The following is a 25,764-nucleotide window of genomic DNA, read 5'->3' on the forward strand; positions in this document are numbered from 1 at the left end:
TTAGTCCTCCGTGGAATCCGACCTCATTTTGATAACGGTATGTATCCGCAGCACGGCCGTCGCCACCTCCGCCGCAGCCTCCAACGCATGCAGCTTGACCGGGGCCGGATCGACAATCCCCGCTTCAAGACAGTCTATCGTTAAACCGGTGTCGCAGTCAATGCCGATTGAATCGATGTTCCTCGCGATTTGCGCCGCTTTCACCTCTTCGACCTTCTCCAGCGGATTGTACCCGGCGTTGACGACTATCTGCGCAAGCGGTTTGCGCAATGCCTGCGCAGCGGCGCTTACGCCAAAACCTTCCATACCCTGCACGGTTTCACGGTAGCGGTCGAGCTGATGGGCGACGGATATTTCCACAGCGCCGCCGCCGGGCAAATAGCCGCCTTTCAGCGCAGCCTGGACAGCCGATGCGGCGTCTTTGGCAATACGCAGCCGCTCGCCGACGATCTCGCTGGTGCTTGCGCCGACCACCACGGAAGCGGTCATCTTGCCGTTGCCTTGCTTGATCCTGACGCATTCCATCCGCTCGTCATAAGCGATGTAACCGGCATGGCCGAGATATACAGGCAGATCCGTTACCGGCTTCTTTAATGCGCCTCGGCGGACCGGCTTCGCCCCTGTGTATTCGCATATACGGCGAAGCTCGGAACGCGGCACGCGCTGCAATATCATGATGCCGTGGTCGGTGCAAAACTGCTCCGCTTCCGGATCGACACCCCGGTCCGCAACAATCAGCCCGATCCGCAAATCGGTCAGTTTCTCCAAACTGGCGCGAAATTGCTCCCGCAGCTGCAAATAGGTTTGAAAGCCGGACTCGGTCATCAGCGCTTCCTCATCCAGCGTTTCGGGCTCCAACGCATCTTGCAGCACAAGTACGGGACCCGTGAACGGCTCGAAATCAAGCTGCGAATTCATCGGCACTTTGGGAATCAACAAACCCGGCCATACTTCGCTAGCCGTTTTCCCATGAGCCGTAACGAGCTCGGAAAAGCGAAAGCCCTCTTCCTTCAGCTTGTCGTCGCCAAGCTGCCTGACTGCGTCGATAATCAGCCTGGCGATGTCATGCTGCTCCCGTCCGGCAATAAATGCAATCCGGTGCAGCATCGGGTCGTCGCAGCCCTCAATTATTCGGGCACGCTCCCGAAATGATTCCAGGGCGCGCGCCACCCCGTCCTGAATGCCCCGCACCACCTTGGCTACGGGTACTCCGCGGGTCACCTGCGCAACGCCTTCGGCGATCATCGCTCCGGCCAGCACAGTCGCCGTGGTCGTACCGTCCCCTACTTGCAGCTGCTGGGCGCGGGCGACTTGAATGAGCAGCCGCGCCGCGGGGTGGGTGACGTCCATTTGCTCCAATATCGTAACGCCGTCGTTGGTAATAATCACTTCGCCGTGAGCGCCGACCAGCATCGTATCAAGCCCTTTGGGCCCCAGCGTGCCCTCCACCGCGGAACAAATCGCTCTTACCGCACCGGCGTTATTAATCAGCGTGGCGTACTTTTCCTCATTATCGTGAGTGCCCTGTTTGATCTGGCTCATTTGTACCAGCGTCCCATCACGACGGCCAGCTCTTTCGAGAACCGGTCGAGCAAATGTATGACCCTTGCGTATTCCATTCGTGTCGGTCCCAATATGCCAATCGTGCCTAAGGTATGCCCTTCAACCGAATAAGTTGCCGTAATCAGACTGCAATCGTTGATCGCTTCATTCCGGTTTTCTTCGCCGATGCATACCTGTATGCCGCTGGGCTTCTCGGCGAACAGCTTGACAAGAGATTGGGTTTGGGAGAGCATATCAAGAATAGTTTTCACTTTTTCCACATCTTTAAACTCGGGCTGAATGAGCATATTTGTCGTGCCGCCCAAAAAAACCCGGTGTTCCTCGTCGTTATCCAGAACACTGTTCATCATATTTAATAAGTCTTCATAGCCGGAAACATAACGGCTCATTTCCTGGCTGATTTCATTGTACAGCTTCGATTTGAACTGGTACAAAGGCACGTTGACCAAACGGCTGTTCAGCAGATTGACCATCTTTTCGATTTCCGCCATTTGTACGCCTTCAGGAATCGTAACCGTCTTGTTCTCCACCTGGCCCGTATTCGTTACGACGATAGCAACCGCCGTTCGGTCGTCCAAAGGCACAAATTGCAGCCGCTTGAGCGTCGTATTAAACACTTCCGGCCCAAGAACAATCGATGTATAGTTAGTAAGCTGGGACAAAATCATCGCGACCTGCTGAATGACCTGCTCCATCTCTTGAATTTTTTCGGCAAAGAAATGCTTCAGCACGTCGACGTCCTGGTCACTCGTATGATGAAAATGAACCAGATTGTCTACATAATAACGGTATCCTTTGTTAGAAGGAATCCGTCCGGCGGACGTATGAGGCTGCTCCAAAAAGCCCATTTCCTCAAGGTCCGACATTTCGTTGCGAATCGTGGCTGGACTGAAACCGACATTTCCTCTTTTGGAGATGCTGCGTGAACCGATCGGCTCACCCGAACGAATGTAGTCATCTACGATGGCGCTAAGTATTTGTTTTTGTCGTTCTGTCAACATGTCGGAAACCTCCTAAAAGTTTTGCGTAAGCAAAACTGGCTTCGTAAGCATTTCACTTTGAGCTTTCTGTAAGAAAGCTAGCATCGTAAGCATCGGCTTGGTTTTGCGTAGGCAAAACGATTACCCCGCCTTGCCCGTTCTTTCCGGTCGTTAGCACTCTTGAAAGAGGAGTGCTAACTCATAATACAAAAATAACAGACCCTAAGGTCTGTTGTCAAGTCAATCCAGTCGTTTGAGCACGGCGATTTCATCGCAGCAGTGCAGCTTTTTACAATGAATGCAGTCCGTCCAAACTTTCTCCGGGAATATTTCCTTTTGCACGACGCTAAAGCCGTTTCTTTCGAAAAAAGCGACCTCGTATGTCAGCGCCATTACCTTGGTAATGTTCATCTTTCTTGCTTCCTCTACCAGCCGGGTCACAATCATTTTGCCGATGCCCTTACCTTGGTAACCGTCGCTTACGCCAAGCGAGCGAATTTCCACCAGATCCTGTCCGAGGCGGGTCAACGATCCGCAACCGATAAACTGCCCGTCTTCGTCCACAGCGATAATAAACGAATCGATCTGGTCGTTCAACGCTTTCTTGCTGCGCGGAAGCATGATCCCTTTCTCCGCGTAGCCATTGATGATTTCATATAAATGATCGACGTCGTCCGCCGTTGCTTGTCTGCAGCTTACCGTTGTTGCAGTCATCCACCGTTCCCCCCACCGCTAAAAGTATATGAATAAATATACAACGAAACGTATAAAAAATTCAATCCCTTATTTTGCATCTTTTTCCTCGGACAGAAATTCAGCAAACACTTCGTTGCCCAGCAGCAGTCCCTGCTCCGACAAACGGCAGCCGCCGTCCACGACATCCAGCAATCCCTTGCCCCGCAGGCGCTGAATCGTATCGCCGAATACGGCGTCCATATTCTCGCCGAACTGCCTGTGGAAATCCGCGTCGCGCACCCCTCTCAGCAAACGCAAACCGACCATCATAAAATCCTCCATCGCTTCGCGGCGCGTCACTTCAAACTGGTCCAGACGAGGCAGCTCAGAGCGTGAGCCGTCGATATACGGCTGGATTCCTTTAATATTCACATGCCTCTCTCCATGCACATATCCGTGTGCGCCGGCGCCCAGGCCATAATAACTGTGATTGAGCCAATAAGCGCTGTTGTGCCGGCTTTCGTAACCCGCACGGGCGAAATTGCTGATTTCGTATTGCTCATATCCGGCGTTCTTCAGCCGTTCCATAATAAGCAGAAACATCTGCAGTTCTTCATCTTCGTCCGGCAGCGGCAGCTGATTTTTGTGATACAGCGTGTGGAACAGCGTGTTTTCCTCCACTTTTAAGCTGTAGATGGAGTAATGCGGCAGCTCCAAACGCAGCGCCTCATCCAACGTAGCGGACATCGTTTGCAGCGTCTGCTTGGGCAGTCCGAACATCAAGTCGATCGACATATTCGTAAACCCGACGCTGCGGGCATTTTCCAAACTGCGGTAGACGTCGTCGGTATTATGAATGCGGCCGATTCCGGCAAGCAGCTCGTTATCGAATGACTGCACGCCAAAGCTGATTCGGTTTACGCCGCCTTCCTTCATCGCCTGCAGTTTTTCCGCATCGGTTGTTCCCGGGTTCGCTTCCATCGAAAACTCCAGCGAGCCGCTTGTCGTATCAAAGTAGGTGCGCACGATCCGCAAAAACTTCTCCATCTGATCCGGAAGCAGCACGGTAGGCGTCCCTCCGCCGACAAAAATCGTATCGATCCCGCCCGGCGGCACGGCTTTTACCGTCCGCTCGATCTCGCGTTCCAGCGCATCAAGGTATTCGTTTACCGGCTGGCCTTTCAGTACATACGAATTGAAGTCGCAATAATGGCACTTATTTGTGCAAAATGGGATATGAATGTATACCGCACGCGGCGTTGTTGTTTTTCGGGCATCTATCATGGCAATCACCCCCGCTTTTCTTCCAGATTTAAGAAAGTAGTTCAAAAAGAAAGTAACCCACCTCATCATAAAGCCGGTGTGGGTTACTCCCTCTACTATATAATACCGCCTGATCGATAACGATCAGTTATCGTCGATCTTCAGTACCGCCATAAACGCTTCCTGCGGCACTTCCACGCTGCCGACCTGCTTCATCCGCTTCTTGCCTTCTTTCTGTTTCTCCAGCAGCTTGCGTTTCCGGCTGATGTCGCCGCCGTAACATTTGGCAAGCACGTTTTTGCGCATCGCCTTGACGGTTTCGCGGGCGATGACTTTCTGGCCGATCGCCGCTTGGATCGGCACTTCGAACATTTGCCGCGGGATCAGCTCGCGCAATTTCTCGCAGATGATCCGGCCGCGGTTATACGCGCGGTCGCGGTGCACGATAAACGATAAAGCATCCACCTGTTCGTTGTTAAGCAGGATTTCCATTTTAACAAGATTGGACCGCTTGTAGCCGGACAGCTCATAATCAAACGAAGCATAACCCTTCGTGCTTGACTTCAGCTGATCGAAGAAATCATATACAATTTCCGAAAGCGGAATGTTATAGGTCAACGTAACACGAGTCGTGTCCAAATATTCCATGTTGATGAATTCGCCGCGTTTGCCTTGGCATAATTCCATAATCGCGCCGACATAGTCATTAGGAACGATAACCGCAGCCTTGACATATGGCTCCTCGACATAGTCGATTTTGCCCGGCTCAGGGAACAAAGATGGATTTTCAATGCTGATCACTTCGCCGTTCGTCTGAGTGACTTTGAACACCACGCTAGGCGCGGTAGTAATCAGCGGAATGTTGAATTCGCGCTCGATCCGCTCCTGAATGATTTCCATATGAAGCAAGCCGAGGAAGCCGCAGCGGAAGCCGAAGCCCAGCGCCGTCGACGTTTCCGGTTCAAAGCTGAGCGAGGCGTCGTTCAGCTGCAGCTTCTCCAGCGCTTCGCGCAAATCATTGTAATCCGAAGTCTCGATCGGATACAAACCGCAGAACACCATCGGGTTGATTTTGCGGTAACCCGGCAGCGGTTCCAGCGTCGGGTTCTTAGCGTCGGTGACCGTATCGCCGACCCGTGTGTCGCCGACATTTTTAATTCCCGCGACGATAAATCCGACATCGCCGACCTGCAATTCGTCCACACTGCTCATGCGCGGCTTAAACGCGCCGACTTCGATGACTTCAAACGTTTTCTCCGTCGCCATCATTTTGATTTTGGAACCGGATTTAATCGAACCGTCGATGACACGCACGTAGACGATTACGCCTTTGTACGGATCGAAATGCGAGTCGAAAATGAGCGCTTTCAGCGGCTTCTCGGGATCGCCCGTCGGCGCCGGAACCTTCTGCGTGACCTGCTCCAAAATTTCTTTAATGCCGATGCCCGCCTTAGCCGAAGCCAACACGGCTTCGCTTGCGTCAAGACCAATCACGTCTTCGACTTCCTGCTTGACCCGCTCCGGATCCGCCGAAGGCAAATCGATCTTATTGATGACTGGCAAAATCTCCAAATTGTTGTCGAGCGCCAAGTAGACGTTGGCAAGCGTCTGCGCTTCGATACCCTGCGCCGCGTCAACGACCAGCAGCGCGCCTTCGCAAGCGGCCAAACTGCGGGACACCTCGTACGTAAAGTCGACATGGCCCGGAGTATCAATCAGGTTCAAAATGTACTCTTCACCGTCGTCCGCGCGGTAATTCAGCCGCACGGCCTGAAGTTTAATCGTAATTCCCCGCTCGCGCTCCAGGTCCATCTGGTCGAGCACCTGCTCCTGCATTTCACGGGAAGAAAGAGCGCCCGTATACTCTAAGATCCGGTCGGCAAGCGTCGACTTGCCGTGGTCGATATGCGCTATGATACAAAAATTTCTAATTTTCTTTTGTCTCGATTGGATGTCCATCGTCCGTTTCCTCACTAACCTGCTAATGTACAATACTTTTCATTATAGCAGTTGTAAGGGAACGTTAGCAATGCGTGAGTTCGCCGCACCCGCAATTGCCTATGAAGCACGCAGCCGCGGGGCGGGCCATCCGAATCTGAAAGGCGGCGCCGCAGCCGCTCAGCCGAAGATCCCGTCAAGCAGCGACACAAAAAATTTAATCCCATGGTAAGCGATGATCTGCAGCAAATCGCCCGCTTTGTTGCTGACCCGGTTGATCCCCGAATCGGCGGTTACCTGTTCCCGCTGCGCCACTTCCTGCTCCGGCTTCGAATTGGAGGTTTCCGGCTTTTTGGCCGGCTGGGCGGCCTTGGCTTCAGGTTTCGCCGGCGGCTGTGCCGCAGCTGCCGATTTGACCGCGCTGCCCGCGCTTGCGGGTCCTTGCACCCGCTCAACGCCTTTGCCTGCCAAGTCGACGCCAAAAAAGATGCAGAAAGCGGCGATAAGCGAGATGATAAACAACTTTAAATAAAATTTACCCATCGTCCTCACCCTTGCTTTTTACTGTCTTTGGAATCGGCCGGAGCATCTACCTTCTGCACGTTAAGAATAACTCCCGAGATCGCTTCCGCCAGCAAATCCGCGGTCCGGTAACATTCCTCAAGCGAATTGTACGGCCCGCCGACTTCGATCAGCACGTTGTTCGGCGAAAAATTCTGGTTGTACACGCCGTTGCCGTCAGCCGACTTGGCATGAATGCCTTTGGAGATGCCCGGATGCTTCGACTCCAGCGCATCGTGAATTTTCGCGGCAAACTGCTCGTTTTCTTTCCAGCCCGGGTTTTTGCCGCCGATGATGAAGTACACTTGGGCATAATCTTTGCCGTCGATGGTGACCGTCGTCTTGTCTCTTTTTTGCGAATCGCGGTGGATGTCGAAATAAAATTTCAGGTCGGAATGTGCCGCTAAAGCGTCCTGCAGCGTTTTTAAAGAGTATTTATAGGAATACGCGTATTTAAAATCTTTAATCACCGAAGGATAATTCGTTTCGGAATGAACTGCCCCGATGCCGTCCTGCTCCAGTTTCTCCGCCAAACGTTTGCCGACCAGCGTCACATTTGTTTTTGCGTCAAAAGCTTTATCCGGATCGCTGACTCCCGGCAGCTCGGGCAAATACGATTCCTGGTTGTGCGATTGGTAAATAAAAGCGATGTTTTTGCCTGCCGTCCGCGGAGGCGATGCGGTAACGGGCGGAGCCGGTACCACTTCCTTCACAGGCTGCGTCTCTACCGGCGTTGTTTCCGGAATCGCCGCCGCTGTGGCTTTTTCCAGCACCTCCAGCTTGGGCCCGTAATCTTCAGGCGTATCGTTGCCGGTGCTGATCCCTTTTCTTAAAACGACCGCATCCTGCGACAGCCCCGGCACCTCGCCGGCAAGCATCGTCTTGGGGTCATTCGGATTGACCCCGGTGAGCAAATTAAACAGAAAGCCGGTCACGTTGTGCTGGGAGAATGTAAACGACTGCCGGTCCTGCTGCATCCGGGGCAGCTCCATCGCCATCATATCGATAAAAAATTGACTGGAAACCGAAGACGAGACCCCTTTCATCGATGAGGAAGGCGCCGTATTCCCATATTTGGACTGTGCATATCCCAATATGCCCAGCAGTACCAAAAAAACAAAAGTATATGCCATGAGCCCAATAAATACTTTGCTCATCATCCCCGCTTCGCCGCCGGTTTTCCGCTGATTGTTAAGGCGTACCGCCCATTCGCTCCATTTCATTGGATTTCCCTCCTAAACTTATATGCGTTGTCCTGTTCCATCTGCTGACGGGAATTCGGGACACAAGTCCAATTGGTGCTTCTAGTATTCAATCTATGAGGACAACTCAGATGCTAGAACCTAAAAATCTATGAATCTAGCGAAGCGCAAAAAAGGCCCTTTGGAAAAAATTATTTTTTCCATCGGACCGTATGATTATAGTTGCAGTGATACCCCGTTTCCTGGATACGCTTTAGCATTCAGGGATAACAGCTGAGGCGGCATCATTGACCGCCGGTTCGCGTAGAGTTCCGGTACTGCTTGGGGGAATGGTTAAAATTTTTCTGAAAGGCGCGGTTCAAATTGCGCTCCGAATATCCGACCATGCCGGCGATTTCCATCACGCTGTGGTCCGTTTCCGCCAGCAGCCGCTTGGCCTTCTCCAATTTGAATTTCATCACGTATTCGATAAACGAAACGCTGGTCTCTTTCTTAAACATTCTGCTTAAATAAGACGGGCTGAGACGGACAAGCTCCGCACACTCGACAAGCGTTGGCGTCCCCTCATGCTCCTCGATATGCCGGCATACTCTGCGGACCGCATGCTGCACCTCATTGGCGCGGAACTCTTCGGTAATGTGGCGGTAAAGCGGAAACAACGTTTCGATAAACCAATCCTGTACCTCTTGAGAGGTCTGTCTGAGTTTCAGCTGTTCGAACAAATTGCTGTCCAACTGGTCCATCGCCCCATACCCTTCATGCTCCAATGCCTGAATGACCGACGAAAGCAAGACATGGTAACACTGCATCACCGTATCGTAAGAATCGGAAGTGCGGATCGTGCGGGAAAACTGCAGCAGCAGTTTCTCCGCTTCCGCCAGCTCGCCCCTTGAGAGCGCTTCAATAAGCAGCGTTTCCAAAGACTTCGGATAATTAAACGAAAATACTTTCTCCCTTGCAACCGATTCCGGATCATAAAACAGCACAGCGTCGACTTCCTCCAGCAGCCGCTGCTGCAGCGCAAGCCGCGCTTCCCGGTACGATTCGTGCAAGCTCCCGATCCCTTCGCGCCCGCCGCCGATTCCAACGGAAACCGTAAAAGACATATAGTTTTTGAGCGAAGCGCACACTTCTTCCGCAAACAGGCCGATCAGCCGTTTCTGTTCGGAGGGATCGTTTTCCGTTTCGGCGAAATGAACAATCGCCGCGCTTTCTTTTCCATCGAGATCGATAATGTAGCCCTGCAAGCCGGGATAACGCTCCAGCAGCTCAAGCATCACATTATTGACGGCAAAAACGATTACAGCCCCTTCGTTTGGGAGGAACCTTTTTTCCTTAAACAGGTTGTCCACTTTCACGATCATCGCCACATAAGTTCCGGCTTGCGGAATATGGTACAGCTGCAAATAAGGCTCGGCGGCCTTCCGATCGAATCGTCCATTTGATTTCAGCAGCTTGATTAAGAACTGGTCGCGGAGATTGGGTTGAACGGACTTCACATAACGGTCCAGCGTTTCCGCCTGCTCATTAAGAAAGGAGAGACAGGAATAAATAAATTCGATTTCATTTTGCTTGGCGCCTGCGGTTTTACTTTCTCCGACGGACCGGAGTTTTTCTCCATACTTCGCCAGCTTATCGATCGGGCTATACACTACTTTGGACGCCAAATAGGTAAGCAGCACGCCAAGACATAAACATAAAAGCACGGATAACGCAACAAATGCGCGAATCCAAGCAAGCTGCCCTGACAATACTTCTTCCGGCATCGTGATGACGTATACACGGTCAAGCGCGGTCTTGTGATACATGACCAGAAGTTTGCCTTTGTCATAAGTCAACAAATCGTATTCGCTGGCCCCATCTTGGTTCAGTATCCATTTCAGCATGGGCACCCGTTCGGCCGCTTGGCCGATTGCCGCATTGTCCGATGAATGCAGCATCACTGTCCGATCCGCGTCCATGACCAGCAGCGATTGTTGTAAAGCATTCTGGCCCGTGTTGAACAACTGCTTCCGCAGCGCATCAATCCGCACATGAATCAGCAATGCGCCCTGCGGCGCTCCAATCTTCATGACAGGCAGCAGGCGTACGTAAGTCATCGAACCGTCAGGCCCGATGCCCGGGGTATACACCCAGCTGCCTTGCGTTTTCATGGAAAACACTCCCCGCAGCACATCTTTTTGCGGGGAGTTTTCAAGCGACGCCGAGCCGTATGAGCTGGATAAAACAACATTCGAAGCGCGTTCGTAAAACACGATTTCTTCAATTAAATTATCTGAATTTTTTTGAACCAGAAGCGCGTCCATAATCTCCGTCTGCTGCACATATTGGCTGGCGAAATCCCGTTTGCTAAGAGCGGAGCGGATCATGGAGCCGGCGGACATTTGCAGCGATTCCAGCTCAATGCGGGTGAGCGCATTTTCCATGCGCTCCTTCAACTGGTCGAGAGAAGAGCGGCTCTCCTCCTGAAACTGGTGGGATAACTTGCTCATGGCAAAGTGATAATAGCCGGTTCCCGATAATACGATTGGAACCGCCACCGCGATACAGCCCAGCCATATCATACGGCGCAAGTAATTGGTACCGGCAAACAGCATATCGGCCTTCGCCCGTAATGCCTCCCACCATCGTTTCATGCGGCTTCCACCCTCCAACTCATCGTGTTGTGCAATTACTTAAACGTTTTGTAATGCTCCGCGAATTCTTTATATGCCGTTTTCGTTTCCGGCAAATTGTTGATTTTATCCACAAAGCTGCGGTATTCGTCCATGCTGATTTGCCCGACGATTGCTTTGGTCACGTTTGCTCTCCACTCATTTTCGTATTTCGACCACACGTTGATCCACGAATCGGAGATCAAATAACGGAACGGATCGACCAGCCCGATCTCGTCGTATTTTTCCACTTCCTTGATCTTGGCGTCGTTGTAAGCTTTATTTCCCGAAGCGCTGATGACTTTGCCCCATTTCTCATAAGCTAGCACGCCAACGCCTTTGCTTGTTGTGTTGACTTCTTTGATGCCTTGATCGGTCAGCACCTTTTGACCGTCGACGACTTTATAATGAACATCGGGAAGCCCGTAATAAGAAAAGTCGCTAATTTCCTTGGAGGCGGTCATTTCAAAATAATCAAGCAGCTGTTTTACTTTCGCTTCCGGCACTTTTTTGGAAATGAGGAAACCGCCGCCGCCGCCGATCGCCAAATCGATTGCGTAGCCTTTCGGGCCCTTCAGCGTAAGGTTGACGATTGTCGGGTTGGGCTGTCCGGTCTTGGCGATTTCGTTCTCCCATTCTTTATCCCACCAAATGCTGCGGGCATAAGAAGCGGCGCGGCCCGTCTTAAACAGCTCCTCCGCTTGGGTTCTTTTCATTACGGAAAATTCTTTGGCCAACGCGCCTTCTTCGTAAAGCTTGCGGAACCAGGCGACCATATCGCTATACTGCGGCGTCAGGTTCGTGTAGATGAGCCCTCCTTCCGCGTTGTACGTAGGTTCGACCGCTCCGAACGCAGCAGCAAACGCCGTATCGCCGTCGTTGATGATGACGCCGTTGCCGATCAAGCCCAAGGTGTCCTTTTTGCCGTTGCCGTCAGGGTCGCCGTCGGCGATCTTCCTTAATGCCGCTTCATATTCATCCAACGTCGCGGGCTCGGGAATATTCAGCTTATCCAGCCAATCCTTGCGCATTTTGATGCCGATGTCGACTCTGGAGCGGGAACCGGGCAAAGAGTATATTTTCCCGTCGACCATTCTGTATTTGAAGGCATCTTTGACGGTATTGTTCTTCAAGTTAGGATATTTGCTGAAATCGCCGAGAAACGGCGTCAAATCCCAAAACGCCCCGTTTTTGATCGCGCTGATCAGCGTAGGGCGCTTAAAATCCGGCACGGCGACGACTTCCGGCAAATCGCCGGAGGCCAGCAGCAGATCCAGCTTGGTGTTCAAATCGCCGGCGGGCACCCATTCCACCGTCAGCTTGCTGTTTGTTTTTTTCTGCCATTCCGCCCAATACGCGTTGTTCATATCGGGCGCATCATTATACAGCCCTGCGAACATTTGGATGGAAAGCGGCTTGCTGCTGCCGGCGGCGGCGGCCGGATTGTCCTGCGTTTGCTTTGTTTCTCCTCCGGAACAGCCGCCTGCTGCGGCTAAGACGCACGCTAAGGCCAACATGCCGGAAACCCGCCAATTCGATTGCTTCATCATTGTTTATCCTCCTTTTGCAGCCATCCCTACACGGCTTTTCCAACATAACATCTCCCGTATAGGGCGCTTTTACCAGTCATCATAAACAAAGAGACGCAAGCAAAATACAGACATTTCATTTTCCGGCAGAGGAGAAAAATTGTCCGGCCGCACAGCCCGCCGCACCTGGCGAATCCGCTGTATTTAACTCTCATGACAAAAAAAGTCCTGTTTCATCCGCTCGCGGAATTCGCTTGGCGCACAGCGGTTATGCCGCTTGAACAGCTTGTAAAACTGGCCCATGCTTGGAATGCCGACGGCAAGGCCGATCTCCGTCATGCTCATATCGCGAGTGAGCAGCATCCGCTCCGCTTTCTTGATGCGCTTGTAATTCACATAGTCTACAAAAGACATCCCCATGACTTGGTGGAAGTGTCTGATGAAATAATGGTAGCTTAAATTGAGCAGCCGGCATATATCATCCACCGCTATTTTTTCATGAAGATGAAGTTCGATGTAATCGATCGCCGGGCGCAGCCGGATCATATCGTTGTCCCGCGACACCTGCAAATAACCTTTGGTATCGCGGCGCAGCAGGAGCAGCAGCAAACGTTTGATCGCAGCACTGATGGCCAGCTCGTAGCCCCGTTCCCGCTGCTGCGTCTCACGGTAAATATCCAGGATCAGCGAAAACGCTTCCTCACGTGCAGCCGGCTGCTCGCGAAATATATAGTTCAGCTTGCCCAGCGGTTCGGTCAGCTCGGCAAATGCATTCAGGTAAGGCATGGAGCCCGGCTCGAAATGCTGCAGCAAATCGATCTGAAACACAATAAATGTAAGCCCGGAAGCGTGGGCTTTATGCACCCGGTGCAGCTGCGAGGAACCGAATAAAACGAGGTCGCCGCGCTCCAGCGTCCCGTACTCGCGTTTCGTCTGAAATCCGATGCTGCCTTCCGTGACGGCAAGGAATTCGACTTCCCTGTGATAATGCCACGGCCAATGCTCGGGGATGCCAAAAGTCGCGCCGTGTGATTGAATCTCCCATATTTTAAGAAACAGCAGCGGATTCTGGTAATTTACAATTTCCTCCCGGACAGGGTCCGGATGCGTTTCGGCTGGCATCGTCATGCGGGTTCACCTCTTATTTAAAAATCGCTCGAAAAACAGTTTTCACCATGAAGTGTAATCGCAACTACGCATAGAATCAATGCATTTTTTTCATGCTCGAAAAGGAATGACATTATCGAGCACATATTGAGCAATTTTGCGAGTATCTTTTTGCAGCCTGATTTTCTATACTCGGGGTGAGAAAAATTGTATTTTACCTTTAGGAGGAACATCACATGGATCAGCCGATTCGCGTTACCGTATGGAATGAATTTCGTCACGAACAAACCAATGAAAAGGTGCGCTCCATTTATCCTGAAGGCATTCACCGCGCGATTGGAGAAGGCATCTCCGGGAACTTTGAAATCGGTTACGCCACCTTGGATGAGCCTGAGCACGGGCTTACGGAAGAGCGGCTGCGCAGCACCGACGTGCTGATCTGGTGGGGGCACAAAGCCCATAAGGAAGTAAGCGACGAGATTGTGGACCGCGTACAGAAACGTGTGCTCGAAGGGATGGGGCTGATCGTGCTGCATTCGGGCCACTTCTCGAAAATATTTAAAAAGCTGATGGGCACGACCTGCAATTTAAAATGGCGTGAAGCCGACGAAAAGGAACGGCTGTGGGTGATCTCGCCGGGACACCCGATCGTCGAGGGCATCGGCGAATATATCGAGCTGGAGCAGGAAGAAATGTACGGGGAGCATTTTGAAATTCCGCAGCCCGACGAAGTGATTCTGGTCAGTTGGTTCGAAGGCGGCGAAGTATTCCGCAGCGGCTGCACCTTCCATCGCGGACAGGGCAAAATCTTTTATTTCCGACCCGGCCACGAAACGTATCCGACATACTACAACCCGCAGGTGCGCAGGGTAATTCAAAACGGCGTGTTGTGGGCGGCCCCGACCCGGCGCGAAACGCCGGTATACGGCAATTACAAACCGCTTGAACCGATTAAAGCGAAGCAGCATTCCTAATTCCTAAACTTATACTTCAAACCGTACACAGGAGACGATAACGATGGAAAACAACACTTATGCGAGCGGGCACAAACCGTTCCGCATCGTGCAGGTCGGCTGCGGAAAAATGGCAGAGCGTTGGGTAAAATACGCACTGAGCCGCGAGGATGCGGAAATCGTCGCTTGCGTGGACATTCGCCTGGAAGCCGCTGAAGCGATGGCGGCCAAATATGAATTGTCCTGCCGCAGCTTTACAAGCGTGGAAGATGCGCTTAAGGCGACAAACGCCAACCTTGTCTTTGATGCGACGATTCCCGAGGTCCATAAACAGGTTGTCACGGCGGCGATCGGGCACGGCTGCAACGTGATCGGCGAGAAACCGATGGCCGTTACGATGGAGGATGCCGTGCAGGTCGAGAAGCTTGTCCGCGAGTCGGCCAACAGCTATTCCGTCATGCAAAACAGGCGGTTCGACAAGCATATCCGCGCGCTGCGCGGGATGTTGGAGGCCGGCGCCATCGGCGATCCCGGCCAGGTGACGGCAAACTTCTTCATCGGGCCGCATTTCGGCGGATTCCGTGAAGCGATGGACAGCCCGCTGCTTGTCGATATGGCGATCCACACATTTGATCAGGCGCGCTTTTTGCTGCAAGCGGACCCGGTTTCGGTATACTGCCATGAGTTTAACCCGAAGGGCTCTTGGTATCGCGGCAATGCTGCGGCTGTCTGCATTTTCGAATTCTCGGACGGGACCGTATTTACGTACAACGGGTCTTGGTGCGCAGAGGGAGAACCGACGTCATGGCAGGCCGATTGGCGGGTTGTCGGCTCCAAAGGCACGGCGTTTTGGGACGGCAACAACGCTCCTTATTGCAGCGTAGCGTCTGAAGCGGAGGACGGGAAGCTGCTGCGCGAATATGAGCGGATTGCCCCTTCCAAGGAATGGGCCGGCCGGGAGGGTCACGACGGCTGCTTCGACGAGGCTTTCGCAGCTTTGCTGCAAGGCCGGACGGCCGAAACGGACAGCTCGGACAATATTAAAAGCATGGCGATGGTATTTGGCGCAATCGAAAGCGCTCGTACCGGGCGGAAAGTGCGGATCGATTCCTTGCTGTAACCGAAGACGAAACAAAAGGACTGCAGCTTCTGCTACTTTGTAGCGGAATCTACGGTCCTTTTGTTTGTGAACCGGGACGTGCGCCTATATCGAATGATTTCGGGCCGGTCCCTATCGGTGTCACGATCTAGCCGATATGCCGGCTGTCTTCGGCCGCAGCCGCTTGCAGCGCTTGCAGAAATCGGTCCACTCCCGCAAGACCGTCCTGCTTCAGCACATTCAGCAGCTGCGTGCCGATGATGGCAATGTCGCATTTGCCCTGCAGAAACCGGATGTCTTCGCTGTTCTGGATGCCGAAGCCAACCGCAATCGGCGTTTGCGCGACGCTGCGGACACGGGTCAGAAATTCGTCAGTGCTTGTGCCAAACGCCGTTTTCGAGCCGGTTACGCCTTTGCGCGCCGCACAGTACAAAAATCCGCCCGTCTGTTCCGCCAAATAGGCAAGCCGCGTATCGGTCGTATACGGCGTGGCCAACAGCACCAGCTCGATGTCACAGTTCCGGCAAGCATGAAGCAGCTCAGCGCTTTCTTCGGGAAACGCATCGGGCACAATTAAACCGCGAATACCAATTTCCGCGCAGTCTTTCACGAAATCGTCAATGCCATATTGCAAGATGATATTGTAATAAGTCATAAACAAAAACGTCAGCTGCGGAAAATCAGCCGTTGCCCGCTTGGCGAATTCGATGCATTGCTTGGTTGTGGTCCCGGCGGCCAGCGACGCTTGATTCGCCTGAAGAAATACAGGTCCGTCGGCAATCGGCTCGGAGAAAGGAATTTGCAGTTCGACCAATTCGACGCCATGCTCATGAAACAGCCGGATCATCTCATAATTCGTATCAAAGTCGGGATATCCCAAAATTTGATGGGTCATCAGCTGCATACTTTTGACGGAAGTTTTGGCGGCGATTTGCTCAGCGAGCCCGCTGCGTGAACTGCTCGTTTTTCCGGTGGATAAATGCTTTCCATTCTTCATCCTGCAATCCCTCCGCTATATTAAAAATATCTTTGTCGCCCCGTCCCGACATATTGATCAAATACAAATCATCTTTGGAAGATTCGGTGATTTCTTTAAAAGCTCCGGCAAAAGCATGAGTAGACTCCAACGCGGGAATCAGCCCTTCCGACTTCATCACCAACTCCAGCGCCTCGACGACCTCCCGGTCGGTCGCCGCCATAAACCGTACCCGCTCCCGCTCCGCCAAATCCGCCAAAATCGGCGAAACGCCGATATAGTCCAAGCCGGCGGCGAGACTGTACGTATCGTTCATTTGTCCGTCGCGGTCCTGCAGAAACACCGTTCTGTAACCTTGCCACGCCCAGTTTGCCTTGGCCATATGCGATTCTGGCCGCATGTTTGCCGGAATCTTCGCCTTGGCCTCCCGCTTCGACGCCAACAAGCTCCACTTCTTCATCCGGACAAAAGGCTTGAAATGCCCCCAGCGCATTGGAGCCTCCTCCAACACACGCGTAAACCCGGCTTGGCAGCTTGCCCGTCGCATGCAGCAGCTGCTCCTTGGCTTCAATCCCAATGATCGATTGAAAGAAAGCGGCTATCGACGGGAAAGGATGCGCCCCCGACGCCGTTCCCATCACATAATGCGTCGTTTCAAAACTGGACACCCAGTCTCGTAACGTTTCGTTAATCGCATCTTTCAGTGTTTGCGAACCGTAATCGACGGCAACGACATCCGCCCCGAGCCGCCTCATCCAAAAGACGTTGGCGAACTGTCTTTCCATGTCCTCCCGGCCCATATAAACGGTCGCGGACAAGCCTAATTTGGCCGCTACCGTTGCCGTCGCCACGCCGTGCTGGCCTGCTCCCGTTTCGGCGATGATCCGGGTTTTGCCCATTTTTTTGGCCAACAGCGCTTGGCCGAGGGCATTGTTCAGCTTATGGGCTCCCGTATGATTCAAATCTTCACGTTTGATATAAATTTTCGCCCGTCCGAAATGCTCCGTTAGCCGGTCCGCATAAGTCAGCGGCGTCGGTCTGCCGGAGTAATCGGCCAGCAGCGCGCAGTATTGCCGCCAGAACGCTTCATCGTGCCGGATCGCCTCGAATTGCTCCTTCAGCTCCTCGAAGGCCGGCACCAATATTTCCGGAATAAACGATCCTCCGTAGTGGCCGAAATACCCATCTTCCGAATAGATAGCTTGCTCGGCCGGTGCCGTTGAAGACAAAACCCTTCCTTGTTTCGCAGCCATATTCCGTTTCCCCTTTCGTTGCAGCTTAAGGCTCACCTAGTGCGATCGGACTTCAGCATCTCCCGCGCCGTAGCGGCGTCCGTCACCAAAATATCGATCCACTTGCCGCGTAATGCGGATGTGATGGCTTCGGCTTTTCCCGCGCCGCCGGCGATGGCGATCACGTTTGAAACGGCGCGCAGCTCTGCCGCCGTCAGGCCGATCAATCTGTTTTTGCCCGGAAAATCGATTTCCCTGCCGGCTTCGTCAAGAAAGGAGCCGCACAGATTGGCAACCGCGCCGAGTTTTTTCAATTCAGCGATTTCGCTGGGCTGGAACGATCCCGATTGCACCATCGTCGCATTGTCGCCGATCTCGCCGATACCTACCACAGCAACACGGCTTTTCTGCGCAAGCTCCAGCACTCTGGCTATTTCCGGCTCCCCGCGCAGCAGCGCTCCCGTTTCCGGGCTGGATACGACCGCAGGAGAATGCATCATCCAATACTTCGATTTCAGCTTATTGGCGAACGCCATCGCATTGGAGCTCGCATGCCAGGCCGCTCCTTCCGGTCCCCAGCCGCCTACCAGCGGCACAAACTGAAGCCCCTCTCTCGCAAAATAATCCAGCTGCTCGGCTGCAGCAGCTACGGAACGGCCGGCCATAACGCTTACGATATCGTCCTCTCTCAGCACCGATTCGAGCAGCGCTCCGCTTGCCCGGCCAAGTCCGGCGTACAATTTTCCCGGATCTCTTTCGGCTTCGGTACAATCGACAACCAGCGCATCTTGGATGCCGAAGGTTTCCACCAGCATTTTTTCCAGCTCCTGTTCGGCCGAGAACGGATTATGAATCGATATGCGCACAACCCCTTCGTTTTTGGCGGCTGTTAGCATCCGGCTGACGTGAGGGCGCGAAATGCCCAAACGTTTGGCGATATCCAGCTGGTTCAAACCGTCTTCGTAATAGAACTGGCATATTTTCACCAGCATGCGAAACCGGTCTTCGTTTATGTCCGGCATAAACCTCATCACCTCCATGTACATATGTACTTATATCGAAATTATGTACCATTGGAATTAGTATACATTTGCACCACAACATTTTCAAGTCCGAATTTAGGCTCAATCGATACTTTTTGGCGGAAGCCAATCTACGCTTCTATCCCTTCGGTTTGGACCTGACAATGCAAAAAAACGCCGGCAGAAGGAAAGTCTCTGCAGGCGCTTGTATGTGTTTGGATTGGATTATACCGCTGTCAACCGGGTCAACCACAGCCGCGGCTTGTTAATACGCGAACTTGTCTTGAGCTCACGAACGATGAAGCTTCTCCAGCGCTTCAGCCTCCGTTTTCGTGAAAAACACGCTATCCCCTTGGTTACACTCATAAATAAAATCGTTTAAGCTCTTGCTGTTGTAACGGCCGAATTCGCCGACAATGGCAATTCTCATCTTATAGTTCGTATATTTTTGCAAAATGCTTCCGGCAAGCCCGGTTTTAAGCTCGAAGAAATCTTCACTGAGATGCTCTTTGCGCAGCACCATATTATCGCAGTCGGCAGTATAACGGACACTTGCCATTACATCCAATGCGTCGTCCACAGTATGGATGATCACAGTGTCACTGGCGATGACAGCCGCCTTCGAGCCGTTTTTTTGATCGATTGAAATTTCCATGACTTTATATGTCGCCCCTTCCGCTATTTCACGACTATTTTCACTTTAGTGCCGTCGGGATACTTCTCCAGCTGGTTGCTCACCCACGACCCCGCGCCGCGGTTATCGGCAGGGGAAACGTAGCGGATATCCGCATTGGCTCCGCCTTCCCGGCACATCGCCATCGGCCACTCGTCCCGGTCGTAGCCTTTTTTGGTCGGCACATTTTTAAGCGACTGCTTGCGGTGTTCGTCCGCCGCCTTGCGGTCGATCGTACAAATCGAAGACTCTCCGTTTTCTATGGCGTCTTTAATATGAGCTGCAGTTTCCGGATAACGGTCCGAAGGAAAAATAAGCGTATACGCCGCTTCAGCTTCCTGATTGAAAACGGGGATATACTGAAACACGGTTTGTCTGTTCAGGATCAGGCAGAAAACGACGATGAATAATAATGCGGCAACCGTTTTTTTACGTTTCTTTTTCATAATATGATTCCCGTCAAGCCTTTCTAAGCTGGATTATTTTTCATCTTATCATATTCGCTGCGGAATTGCCCGTCTCACCCCTCCACCGCAGGACTTGACACTTTGGACAGTTTGCGTGCGCAACCAAATTTTTCTTGAAAAAGAACGGCTCGTGTTTTATGGTTAATAGAACTATTTTTTTGGAGGGTGTGCAGATGGGCGCCAATTACATAGACCCGATTTTACTGTCCATTCCGGAATGCTTTGAAAGCGAGCGTTTGCTGCTGCGCGCGCCATTATGGGGGGACGGGAAAGCTTTATACGAAGCCGTAACGGAAAGCATCGAGCAATTGCGGCCGTGGATGCCTTGGGCCGAACATCTGCCTACCGTCGATGAATCCGAATCCAACGTCAGGCGGGCGCGCCTGAACTTCCTGGAGCGCAAAGATCTCAGGCTTCATCTGATCCACAAAGAAACGGGCCGATTCGTCGGCTGCAGCGGGCTGCACCGGATGAACTGGCAATCCCGCAAATTTGAAATCGGCTATTGGGTGAGTACGTCATTCAGTCAACAAGGGTATATCACCGAAGCTGTGAGTGCGATTACCGAATATGCCAAAACGGAGCTGCAAGCGGCGCGTATTGAAATTCGCTGTGACGCGCGTAATCTGCGAAGCGCCCGGGTTGCCGAACGGTTAGGTTTCACGTTGGAAGGCGTACTTCGCAGCGATGCGTGCGCCGTAGACGGTTCACTGCGAGATACAATGGTATTTGCCAAAGTCCGGGGTGCGGAGTATTAAATCCGGCCATGACGGCCGATGGAGGATAAAACAAAAAGAGGGGCGCCTTTTGTTAGGCCTACCCCCTCTTTTGCGCATTCCGCGTAAATAAATTGTAGTTGTATGATTACTTAAACGGGTATGTCCAGTACCGTTCCATCCCAAAGCGTTCTTGGAATTCCCTGGATGTATAATCCTTGTCATCCGACAGCTCCGCAATCTGGAATTGCGACCGGTGCGCCTTAATCGATTCCATTTTCTGCTTCAAAAAAGCTTTGACATCATGGAACACGTCGGGTTTGCCGATGTTTTCCTCCAAGTTTTTGGCGAAAGCCATGCAATACACCGGCGGTCTTTGGTCCTTGGGCAATCTACCCACCGTTCGGATGACGGCGGCTCCGCAAGCATCGTGATCGGGGTGAACGCTGTAACCCGGATAAAATGTGATGACCAGCGACGGCTTAAGCTCTTGAAGCAGCGCATCGATACGCGCGTCGAGCAGCGCCTGATCCTCGAATTCAATCGTTTTATCATGAAACCCCATCATCCTCAAATCCTGGATGCCAATCGCGCGGCACGACGCTTCCAGCTCCAGCTTGCGGATGGCCGGGAGCGTAACCCTTGTGGCAAAAGGCGGGTTCCCCATATTCCGTCCCATCTCGCCTAACGTCAGACATGCGTAAGTGACCAACGCGCCGTCTTGTATTTCTTTGGCCAAAGTACCCGATACGCCAAAAGCTTCGTCATCGGGATGCGGCAGCACTACAAGAATATGTCGTCCCATGAATGTTTCATCTCCTCGTCCGTTAGAAAGGCTCTCGGCTTAGCTGCAAAGATACGACCAGTTTGCCCTGGCTGTCGTGGCCTGCCATAATCAACCGTTCGGGTTCGCTTTCTTCGAAATGAGTCAGCCCTTCGGAATAAGCCCACCCTTGCGGCATCTTTAAACCCACCCGGTAAGGTCCGTTTCCCGAAATCGATCCATGTGTATAACGGATGAGTGCGTTGGTTATGAAATTCGCGGCCGGATGCTTGGAACTGTCGCGATGGGCGGCGTAAGCCCCCGTAGTCATCTCGAGGTGAATATACAGATCCTGATCCTTAAGTGTATCCAGCCTCCGCTGTACTTCCGATGGATTAATAAGCTGCATCTTAACCATCCCTCTATTATAAACAATTTATAATGCTCATCTTTCTCTTTTTAAGATTAGAAAACTTCATCTTCGATGTCAAGCGGGCATCCGGATGATCAAGCAGGCGCCTTAAATCTCCCCGCGCAAAAATCCCCCAGACTGCGCATCCGAGGCCACTGAAAAAGTGAACGCTGCATATGCGCATGGGGGATGTTCATTCGTCCGCTACAGTTCCTTGACGGCGATATCGCCGGAGTGTGTGCGGATTTTGATCGTGGCTTGATCTTTTCCTTTTGAATCGGGGGCTTTCACCTTGCCGGAGGAAGCTCTAACATCATACATTCCGGCAAAATCTTTGGCGGCGGTAAATGTCACATTCCCCGAGGTTGCGTTGATATCCGCATTGGCTATTGTTTTTTGCTGAATTCTAACGTCGCCGGAGGCCGATTTCACGCTGGAATTGCCGGATAACTCGTCGATCCGGATAGAACCCGATGACGCAGTGATACGTGTATTTCCGGTGACCCCGGTACCTTCGATATCCCCTGAACTGCATTCCAGCAAGATATCCTGCCCCGTTAATCCGTTAAATGCAATGTCTCCGGATGACGAGCCGATATGAATCGTTTTCCCCTTCACATTACGGTAATCGCCGTCTCCGGACTTCAGGCTGAACAACGCATTGTCCAGCAGCTCTTGTTCGGGCAGCGCTACGGTCACATGCAGCATCCGATCGGAACCGCCAAACCCGGAAAAACCCCATTTTTTATTCGTATTCAAATCCAAGCTCAGCGAATTGCCGGATACGCGCGCTTCTTCGATCTTTTGCGCTACGTCTTCGTAGGCCGTGCCGTTGATTCGCACATAAGCCCCGCCACCTCCGTCGCTTTTAATAAAATCCACCGTCATATCCGTCGAGCCGCCGCGAATATCCACATTTTTCAGCTCTCCCGGTCCAACCGTCCATTGTTTATCGACGTTAGCCGCCGCAGAAGACGAGCTTAAAAGATCCGTATGGTAAGATGCCAGCCAGAAAAGTCCCAGCAAAATAAATCCTATTGCCAATATCGTTCTCATCGCCACGTTCCTTTCTTTACGTCCTATGCCTTATGATAAGGCTCCCCGCCTTAAAAGTCGCCGGGCCTCGGGCTGATTTTCGGAAGTGAAATCATCCGTCTTGGGACTGACTCAAAACAAAAAAACGGCATTTCTGCCGTTAGTTCCCCTCATTAGTATAGCTGCCATTCATCGGAACGGACGGCATGCCTCCGCCTTCCATAAGTGGCCTGACCCGGCCGCTTAATCCTTCAGCTCCGCGGCATGCGTCACCCGATTCCGGCCCCCGGCTTTGGAGGCGTATAACGCCCGGTCCGCTTTCGTAATGATCGTGTTGTCCGTATCCGACTCCGTCAACGTGGCCGTGCCGATGCTTACCGTAACGGCGCATTCGCTCCAAGGAGCCAGCTCGATCGCGGAACGCAGTTTCTCTGCAAATGCCTTCACCTGCTGTTCCTCCAAGCCGGGCAGCAAAATCACAAACTCTTCGCCGCCAAACCGGGCTACGGTATCAATCTCTCTGGACCCGGCCTGCATAATGCCCGCTAATTGCTTCAGCACCCGGTCCCCCGCATCATGTCCCAGCGTATCATTGATGCGTTTGAAATGATCCGCATCGACGATGCAGAGCGAGCATGGAGAAGCTTTCTCCGCGAACAAGGCGATACTTGCAGCCAAACGTTCCTGAAAAAAGCGGCGGTTCTTAAGGCCCGTCAACGTATCGGTTGTAGCCAGCCGCTCCAGTTGTCCGTTCAGCACAATCAGCTCCTGCCGTTTCTGCTCATTTTCCCGGTGTAATGCTTGCAGCTCCGCGATCACTTCGTCTTTTGCTTTATATGCTTCCTCCAATTTCGTCTTGATGTTGCGCAGCTCCTGCTCGTATTGGATTCGTTTGCGCATATGTACAAACACACAATCGATAAGCTCTACGCCATCCTGCTCATACCGTCTACCGTTTAAAAGGACGTGGATGTCTTGGCCAGAACCCGATTTTAAAGATAAGTACATTTCATCCACATGCCCGTACAACCGGATGAAAGGATAAAAATACGTATGAAAGAAAAATTTATTGGCCGCGCTTAAGATCGATTCGATATGTTTTTCGATCACGTCCTGCGCACTATAATTCAGCATGTTCAAAAACGTTTCGTTTGCCGACTTCATCAGCCCGTCGCTTGTCATCGTCACAAAACCGCAAGGCGCTTGGTGAAAGCGCTCTTCCATTGCTGCTTCCTCCTCTGGCCCGAATCCGGCGTTTTAAGATACGGAAAGATACTGCTTGATGAATTGCGTTGTCTCCTCCGGATGGCTTAAGTGAGGGTAATGGCCTTTGGCCTGCATAAATTGAATCGTGCTGTTCCCCAGATGCCGGTGCAGATACTCTCCCACTTCGCGCGGAGCGATACTGTCTTCGGAACATTGCAATATGAGCGCAGGGACCAAAGCTTGCCCCAAATCGGCCCGGTGGTCGGAGAAAAAGGTCACTTCAGCAAAGCGGCGGGTAATATTCGGATCCGTCGCACAAAAGCTTTCTTCCAGCTCCTGCGCAAGCTCCTGCCGATCCGCGTTGTGCATGACAATCGGCGCCAAATAACTGGCCCAGCCGACGAAATTCATCTCCATCATATCGAGCAGCGCGACAATATCGTTTTTTTCAAACCCCCCGTAATAATTCGGGAGATCGTTTAAATAACAAGGAGAAGGCCCAATCATCACCAGCCGTTCAAAATATTCCGGTTTGCGGATCGAAGCAAGCAGGCCAATCATCGAGCTGACGGAATGTCCGACAAATACAGCTTGTTTAATGTTTAAGGCTTCGCAAATTTCCAGCACATCCTCCACGTAACCGTGCAGCGTGTTGTACCGCTCGTTGCGGTAAGCTGAAAGCACGGACCGGCCGGACCCCACATAGTCGAATAACACAATCCGGAACTGATTTTCAAAGAAAGGAACGATGAATCTCCACATATTCTGGTCGCAGCCAAACCCATGCGCCAAAATCATCGTCCGCTCCCCTTGACCGATTATTTTCACGTGATTGCGAACAAAAACATCTTGTGACATTACATTCTTCTCCTTTAGATCAAAGATACGAAAACTAAAGACCCTTTTATAATTGACTTCCGCTTAATTAAGCAGGTGATTTTCCCATTACAGAAAAATACCCCTCTTGTTTGGCAACATGGAGGTGTCAAAAAGCCATGTAAACAAAAAAAAGGCGTACCAAGTTACATGGTACACCAAAATTCGCCAACTGAACAGGGTCAAACACGATAACGAAGCCGACGGCGCTTCTCCAGCATGATTTCGCTCACTTAAGCTGCTTTTTCACTAGCCTCGCCGGACCCCTCGTTTTTACCCTGAAACCATTATTTGTCCTTTAAAATTCCTAAATATGCTTTCCATGGCCCAACGTCGGTTCTATACCTCTCGGCCATGACCCTCACGATTTGCGTGATATGCGTTAAATCGTGGACGACCCACGTGGAGAGCAGCTCTCTTAACTTCACGGAGCCAAAGGCGGGATGCAGACCGGTCAGTTCCAAGTCCGGCCCCGATTGGATCAGATCCTTCAGTTTCGCGATATTCTCCATCCTTATCCGCTTAAATTCCAGCAGCGCCTGCTCCGGCGATCTTCCCGATTGTTCTTTCAGATGAGCATCGCGGTCAAACGGCGGAAACGGCTTGCTTTCGCCTTCTTGGAGCAGAAACTGCACCCGCGGGATCCAGTTGGTGTTCTCGCCTTCGATCAGGTGCTCAATCACTTCAGACGCGTTCCAAGTTCCTTCGCCTTCATTGCATTCCAGCCATCCCGCAGACAAGCCGGATAAAAAATATTCCAATGTCTGAGGCGTGCGCTCCAAAATCTCGATAGCTTCTTTAGCATTAAAATTCATGCGGCTGGCGCTCCTTTCTGGAACCTTTTCGGAAACTTTTCCGGCCT

Annotated in this window: 23 protein-coding genes and 2 pseudogenes; 3 read left to right on the top strand and 22 right to left on the bottom strand. The window is 52.1% G+C overall.

What is annotated here, in order from left to right; all coding sequences use genetic code 11:
- The 10 genes from EYB31_RS33520 to EYB31_RS33565 all read right to left on the bottom strand — a co-directional run bounded on the left by EYB31_RS33520 (position 1) and on the right by EYB31_RS33565 (position 13,493).
- The gene (locus tag EYB31_RS33520) at positions 1 to 1,542 is read right to left on the bottom strand and encodes a TCP-1/cpn60 chaperonin family protein (protein ID WP_131017943.1); all 1,542 of its coding nucleotides are present in this window, start codon (positions 1,540 to 1,542) and stop codon (positions 1 to 3) included.
- Positions 1,539 to 2,564, bottom strand: coding sequence for a heat-inducible transcriptional repressor HrcA (hrcA, locus tag EYB31_RS33525; protein WP_131017944.1), 1,026 nt, complete (start codon positions 2,562 to 2,564; stop codon positions 1,539 to 1,541). Before hrcA ends, EYB31_RS33520 begins: the two co-directional genes overlap by 4 nt.
- 219 nt (positions 2,565 to 2,783) lie before the next feature.
- Positions 2,784 to 3,257 carry an N-acetyltransferase gene (locus tag EYB31_RS33530; RefSeq protein WP_131017945.1) on the bottom strand — a complete coding sequence of 158 codons (474 nt, stop codon included), beginning with the start codon at positions 3,255 to 3,257 and terminating at the stop codon, positions 2,784 to 2,786.
- 69 nt (positions 3,258 to 3,326) lie between these two features.
- Complete coding sequence (hemW, locus tag EYB31_RS33535) at positions 3,327 to 4,502, bottom strand: radical SAM family heme chaperone HemW (protein ID WP_131017946.1); 1,176 nt, start codon at positions 4,500 to 4,502, stop codon at positions 3,327 to 3,329.
- 123 nt (positions 4,503 to 4,625) lie between these two features.
- A complete protein-coding gene (gene lepA / locus EYB31_RS33540) occupies positions 4,626 to 6,440 on the bottom strand; it encodes a translation elongation factor 4 (RefSeq protein WP_131017947.1) in 1,815 nt (604 codons plus the stop codon).
- Between the two features lie 159 nt (positions 6,441 to 6,599).
- Entirely contained in the window at positions 6,600 to 6,962 is a 363-nt protein-coding gene (locus EYB31_RS33545; protein WP_131017948.1) for a DUF3679 domain-containing protein, read from the bottom strand.
- A 5-nt stretch (positions 6,963 to 6,967) separates the two neighbouring features.
- Entirely contained in the window at positions 6,968 to 8,203 is a 1,236-nt protein-coding gene (gene spoIIP / locus EYB31_RS33550; protein ID WP_131017949.1) for a stage II sporulation protein P, read from the bottom strand.
- Positions 8,204 to 8,466: 263 nt separating this feature from the next.
- Entirely contained in the window at positions 8,467 to 10,818 is a 2,352-nt protein-coding gene (locus EYB31_RS33555) for a helix-turn-helix domain-containing protein (RefSeq protein WP_131017950.1), read from the bottom strand.
- 35 nt (positions 10,819 to 10,853) lie between these two features.
- Positions 10,854 to 12,386 (bottom strand): extracellular solute-binding protein, encoded by a 1,533-nt coding sequence (locus EYB31_RS33560; RefSeq protein ID WP_131017951.1) that lies wholly within the window; start codon positions 12,384 to 12,386, stop codon positions 10,854 to 10,856.
- Positions 12,387 to 12,569: 183 nt separating this feature from the next.
- Positions 12,570 to 13,493, bottom strand: a complete 924-nt coding sequence (locus EYB31_RS33565) for an AraC family transcriptional regulator (RefSeq protein WP_420819493.1) — start codon at positions 13,491 to 13,493, stop codon at positions 12,570 to 12,572.
- A 215-nt stretch (positions 13,494 to 13,708) separates the two neighbouring features.
- Between EYB31_RS33565 and EYB31_RS33570 the strand changes: the two genes are divergently transcribed.
- On the top strand, positions 13,709 to 14,446 hold the full coding sequence (locus tag EYB31_RS33570) for a ThuA domain-containing protein (RefSeq protein WP_131017952.1): 738 nt from the start codon (positions 13,709 to 13,711) through the stop codon (positions 14,444 to 14,446).
- A gap of 43 nt (positions 14,447 to 14,489) precedes the next feature.
- Positions 14,490 to 15,545, top strand: coding sequence for a Gfo/Idh/MocA family protein (locus tag EYB31_RS33575; RefSeq protein WP_131017953.1), 1,056 nt, complete (start codon positions 14,490 to 14,492; stop codon positions 15,543 to 15,545).
- 127 nt (positions 15,546 to 15,672) lie between these two features.
- On the opposite strand, the gene trpA is transcribed toward EYB31_RS33575, so the two are convergent.
- From trpA to EYB31_RS33600, 5 genes and pseudogenes are all read right to left on the bottom strand, one after another.
- On the bottom strand, positions 15,673 to 16,521 hold the full coding sequence (gene trpA / locus EYB31_RS33580; RefSeq protein WP_131017954.1) for a tryptophan synthase subunit alpha: 849 nt from the start codon (positions 16,519 to 16,521) through the stop codon (positions 15,673 to 15,675).
- Positions 16,460 to 17,753, bottom strand: a pseudogene (gene trpB / locus EYB31_RS33585) (tryptophan synthase subunit beta). Before trpB ends, trpA begins: the two are co-directional and overlap by 62 nt.
- A 32-nt stretch (positions 17,754 to 17,785) precedes the next feature.
- The gene (locus tag EYB31_RS33590) at positions 17,786 to 18,754 is read right to left on the bottom strand and encodes a sugar-binding transcriptional regulator (RefSeq protein ID WP_131017955.1); all 969 of its coding nucleotides are present in this window, start codon (positions 18,752 to 18,754) and stop codon (positions 17,786 to 17,788) included.
- A gap of 289 nt (positions 18,755 to 19,043) precedes the next feature.
- A complete protein-coding gene (locus EYB31_RS33595) occupies positions 19,044 to 19,409 on the bottom strand; it encodes a DUF4180 domain-containing protein (RefSeq protein WP_131017956.1) in 366 nt (121 codons plus the stop codon).
- Positions 19,410 to 19,432: 23 nt separating this feature from the next.
- Positions 19,433 to 19,873: a NucA/NucB deoxyribonuclease domain-containing protein gene (locus tag EYB31_RS33600; RefSeq protein ID WP_131017957.1), complete on the bottom strand. Its 441-nt coding sequence runs from the start codon at positions 19,871 to 19,873 to the stop codon at positions 19,433 to 19,435.
- A gap of 194 nt (positions 19,874 to 20,067) precedes the next feature.
- Between EYB31_RS33600 and EYB31_RS33605 the strand changes: the two genes are divergently transcribed.
- On the top strand, positions 20,068 to 20,652 hold the full coding sequence (locus tag EYB31_RS33605) for a GNAT family N-acetyltransferase (protein WP_131017958.1): 585 nt from the start codon (positions 20,068 to 20,070) through the stop codon (positions 20,650 to 20,652).
- A gap of 106 nt (positions 20,653 to 20,758) precedes the next feature.
- On the opposite strand, the gene bshB2 is transcribed toward EYB31_RS33605, so the two are convergent.
- The 7 genes and pseudogenes from bshB2 to EYB31_RS33635 all read right to left on the bottom strand — a co-directional run bounded on the left by bshB2 (position 20,759) and on the right by EYB31_RS33635 (position 25,717).
- Entirely contained in the window at positions 20,759 to 21,415 is a 657-nt protein-coding gene (gene bshB2 / locus EYB31_RS33610) for a bacillithiol biosynthesis deacetylase BshB2 (protein ID WP_131017959.1), read from the bottom strand.
- Positions 21,416 to 21,437: 22 nt separating this feature from the next.
- Positions 21,438 to 21,782 carry a YojF family protein gene (locus EYB31_RS33615; protein WP_131017960.1) on the bottom strand — a complete coding sequence of 115 codons (345 nt, stop codon included), beginning with the start codon at positions 21,780 to 21,782 and terminating at the stop codon, positions 21,438 to 21,440.
- A gap of 207 nt (positions 21,783 to 21,989) precedes the next feature.
- Complete coding sequence (locus tag EYB31_RS33620) at positions 21,990 to 22,841, bottom strand: DUF4097 family beta strand repeat-containing protein (RefSeq protein ID WP_131017961.1); 852 nt, start codon at positions 22,839 to 22,841, stop codon at positions 21,990 to 21,992.
- A 222-nt stretch (positions 22,842 to 23,063) separates the two neighbouring features.
- A complete protein-coding gene (locus tag EYB31_RS33625) occupies positions 23,064 to 23,720 on the bottom strand; it encodes a GGDEF domain-containing protein (RefSeq protein WP_338120004.1) in 657 nt (218 codons plus the stop codon).
- Positions 23,700 to 24,047, bottom strand: a pseudogene (locus tag EYB31_RS41430) (PAS domain-containing protein); the annotation flags it as partial. The pseudogene EYB31_RS41430 and the gene EYB31_RS33625, both read right to left, overlap by 21 nt.
- Before the next feature lie 30 nt (positions 24,048 to 24,077).
- The gene (locus EYB31_RS33630) at positions 24,078 to 24,884 is read right to left on the bottom strand and encodes an alpha/beta fold hydrolase (protein ID WP_131017963.1); all 807 of its coding nucleotides are present in this window, start codon (positions 24,882 to 24,884) and stop codon (positions 24,078 to 24,080) included.
- A 305-nt stretch (positions 24,885 to 25,189) separates the two neighbouring features.
- Positions 25,190 to 25,717, bottom strand: a complete 528-nt coding sequence (locus EYB31_RS33635) for a DinB family protein (RefSeq protein WP_131017964.1) — start codon at positions 25,715 to 25,717, stop codon at positions 25,190 to 25,192.
- Positions 25,718 to 25,764 lie beyond the last annotated feature (47 nt).

Source organism: Paenibacillus thalictri (assembly GCF_004307995.1).
Taxonomy (GTDB): Bacteria; Bacillota; Bacilli; order Paenibacillales; family NBRC-103111; genus Paenibacillus_AF; species Paenibacillus_AF thalictri.